Annotated in this window: 3 protein-coding genes and 2 pseudogenes; 4 read left to right on the plus strand and 1 reads right to left on the minus strand. The window is 72.8% G+C overall.

Annotated features, from left to right (window positions below):
• A pseudogene (locus tag C6N75_RS28575) lies at positions 1-217 on the minus strand (hypothetical protein); the annotation flags it as partial.
• Positions 218-438: 221 nt separating this feature from the next.
• Here C6N75_RS28575 and rimP point away from each other — a divergent pair.
• The 4 genes and pseudogenes from rimP to C6N75_RS28595 all read left to right on the plus strand — a co-directional run.
• Entirely contained in the window at positions 439-990 is a 552-nt protein-coding gene (rimP, locus tag C6N75_RS28580) for a ribosome maturation factor RimP (protein WP_105871748.1), read from the plus strand.
• Between the two features lie 2 nt (positions 991-992).
• Positions 993-2,003 (plus strand): transcription termination factor NusA, encoded by a 1,011-nt coding sequence (gene nusA, locus C6N75_RS28585; protein WP_105871749.1) that lies wholly within the window; start codon positions 993-995, stop codon positions 2,001-2,003.
• A gap of 185 nt (positions 2,004-2,188) precedes the next feature.
• Positions 2,189-2,461 (plus strand): YlxR family protein, encoded by a 273-nt coding sequence (locus tag C6N75_RS28590; RefSeq protein WP_105871750.1) that lies wholly within the window; start codon positions 2,189-2,191, stop codon positions 2,459-2,461.
• A gap of 152 nt (positions 2,462-2,613) precedes the next feature.
• Positions 2,614-3,028 (plus strand): annotated as a pseudogene (locus C6N75_RS28595) (translation initiation factor IF-2 N-terminal domain-containing protein); the annotation flags it as partial.

Below are 3,028 nucleotides of genomic sequence, written 5' to 3' on the forward strand. Positions count from 1 at the left end.
CGCCGCGCAGCGGGGCCAGCCTCGCGGCCAGCGCCGGGTGCGCGGCGGCCACCGCGTCGTACCGCTCCAGCAGCACCATGGAGGCGTCGGCCGAGCGGCGGCGCAGCGCGTCCTCGGCCCGCTCGGCGGCGGACGGCCCGGTGTCCTCGCCGGAGCCGCCGGCCGTGCACCCGGCCAGCGGCGCGGCCGCGCCCAGCGCGCCGGCCGCGATGAGCACACGTCTGCGTGTCGTGGTCCCTGAGCGCCCCACGCGCCTCTCCCGCCTCGTCGCCCGCCGGCCGCTCGACCCGGCGGCTGTGCCCGGTGGTGAAGATCACCGCAGGCGAGCGTACCCGCGGCCGGATCGGGGGTGGACGGCAACACCCTCCGCGACCCGATACCCTTCTCATCGACACGCGAGAGACCCACAACAGCACACGCGGCCGAGGAGTCACCCGGATGAGCACCACCCAGAGCGAGCGGCTGCGCGGGCTGCTGGAGCCGCTCGCCAGCGACAGGGGCCTGGACCTGGAGGAGATCGAGGTCTCCCGGGCGGGCCGCCGCCGGATGCTGCGGGTCGTCGTCGACTCCGACCAGGGCGTGGAGCTGGACGCCTGCGCCGAGCTGAGCCGCGAGATCTCCGAGAAGCTCGACGAGACCGACGCCATGGGCGAGGGCGAGTACGTCCTGGAGGTCACCTCCCCGGGCGCCGAGCGCCCGCTCACCGAGCACCGCCACTACGTCCGCGCCGCCGGCCGGCTGGTGCGCTTCCAGCTGCGCGAGGGCGGCGAGCTGTCCGCCCGCATCCTGGGCGTGGACGACGAGGGTGTGGACACCGAGGTGCCGGGCGTGAAGGGCCGCAAGGCCACCGCCCGCCGGATCCCCTTCGCCGACGTCGCCAAGGCGCGCGTGGAGATCGAGTTCAACCGCAAGGACGACAAGGCCGCCGAGGCCGCCGGCACCCCGGCGCACCCGGCCGGCGACGACGAGACGAAGGAAGAGGAGGCGTAGCCGTGGACATCGACGTGAAGCTCCTGCGGGGCTTGGCGCAGGAGAAGGAGATCGCGTTCGACCTGCTGGTCGAGGCGATCGAGTCGGCCCTCCTCATCGCGTACCACCGCACCGAGGGCGCCCGCCGCCACGCCCGCGTCATGCTGGACCGCAACACCGGCCACGTGACCGTGTGGGCCAAGGAGGAGGCCGCCGACCTCGAGGAGGGCCAGGAGCCCCGCGAGTTCGACGACACCCCTTCCGACTTCGGCCGGATCGCGGCCTCCACCGCCCGCCAGGTCATCCAGCAGCGGCTGCGGGACGCCGAGAACGACATCACCTTCGGCGAGTACGCCCGCCGGGAGGGCGACGTGGTCGCCGGCCAGGTCCAGCAGGGCAAGGACCCCAAGAACGTCCTGGTCAGGCTGGACGACAAGCTGGAGGCCATCCTGCCGGTGCAGGAGCAGGTGCCCGGCGAGGAGTACACCCACGGCCTGCGGCTGCGCACCTACGTGGTGCGGGTCGCCAAGGGCGTGCGCGGCCCCTCGGTCACCCTCTCGCGCACCCACCCCAACCTGGTGAAGAAGCTGTTCGCGCTGGAGGTGCCGGAGATCGCCGACGGGTCGGTGGAGATCTCCGCCATCGCCCGCGAGGCCGGCCACCGCACCAAGATCGCGGTGCGCTCCACCCGTTCCGGACTGAACGCCAAGGGGGCCTGCATCGGCCCGATGGGCGGCCGGGTGCGCAACGTGATGGCCGAACTGCACGGTGAGAAGATCGACATCGTGGACTGGTCGGACGATCCGGCCGAGATGGTGGCCAACGCCCTGTCCCCGGCCCGGGTGACCAAGGTCGAGGTCGTCGACCTCGGCGCCCGCTCGGCCCGGGTGATCGTGCCGGACTACCAGCTCTCCCTGGCCATCGGCAAGGAGGGCCAGAACGCCCGGCTCGCCGCCCGCCTCACCGGCTGGCGCATCGACATCCGCCCGGACACCGAGCAGGTCTCCGAGCGGCCCGCCCCCGAGCGCGCCTGACCCGGACGGCCCCCGGGCCGCCGCCAGGGCCGAACGGGTCGGGCGGCCGGCCCCGGGGACGCCGCGAAGGCGCCGCGGGGAATAGATCCCGCCGTGGTCACGTTCGGCAACGACGAGATCACGACAACAACCGTTCGATCTCTACCCCGAAGGGGTGAGGTCGGTGCGGGGAGGTAGACTTAACCGTGTCTGGCCGGACGCATGCCCGCGCACGCCCGGAACGCACCTGTGTCGGGTGCCGGGAGCGAGCGGCCAAGCGCGATCTGCTGCGCATCGTGTTGATCAAGGGCGGCTGCGCCCCCGATCCGCGCGGTACGCTGCCCGGCCGGGGCGCCTATGTGCACCCCGTTCCGGTCTGCCTCGACCTCGCCGTCCGCAGGCGCGCGTTCCCCAGGGCCCTTCGGGCCCAGGGACCGCTCGACACCGCGGAACTGCGGGAGTACGTCGAGGCTCGGTAGAGAAGAAGTACGGCACGGGGACCCCCTGTGCGGTCAGGTACCTCGCGAGATGGAAGTAGGTCGAGATTGCGATGAGCACTCGATGAGTACGCGATGAGTACGCCCATGAAGTAGCGACGGTCCGGCGGTAATCCGGACCTCAAAGGAGCGAAGTGGCTAAGGTCCGGGTATACGAACTCGCCAAGGAGTTCGGTGTGGAGAGCAAGGTCGTCATGGCCAAGCTCCAAGAACTCGGTGAATTCGTCCGTTCGGCGTCCTCGACGATCGAGGCGCCGGTGGTACGCAAACTGACTGACGCGCTGCAAGGGCCCGGCGGCAACGCCGGCCGATCCGCAGCGAAGCCCGGCGCGCCCCGCAAGGCCGCGCCTGCCAAGCCTTCGGCCCCCGCGCCCTCCCCGGCGCAGGGCGCCGGGCTTCGCGGCAGCCGGACGGGCGCCCTCCGCCGGGGAGGGCGCGGGGGCCGAAGGCTTGGCAGGCGCAGCCTTGCGGGGCGCGCCCGGCCCCGCTGCGTAACGGCCGGCGTTGCCACCGGGCCCCTTGCGCGCGTCAGTCCGTTCGCGTACCAGC

The organism is Streptomyces solincola, from assembly GCF_002982015.1.
Lineage (GTDB): Bacteria > Actinomycetota > Actinomycetes > Streptomycetales > Streptomycetaceae > Streptomyces > Streptomyces solincola.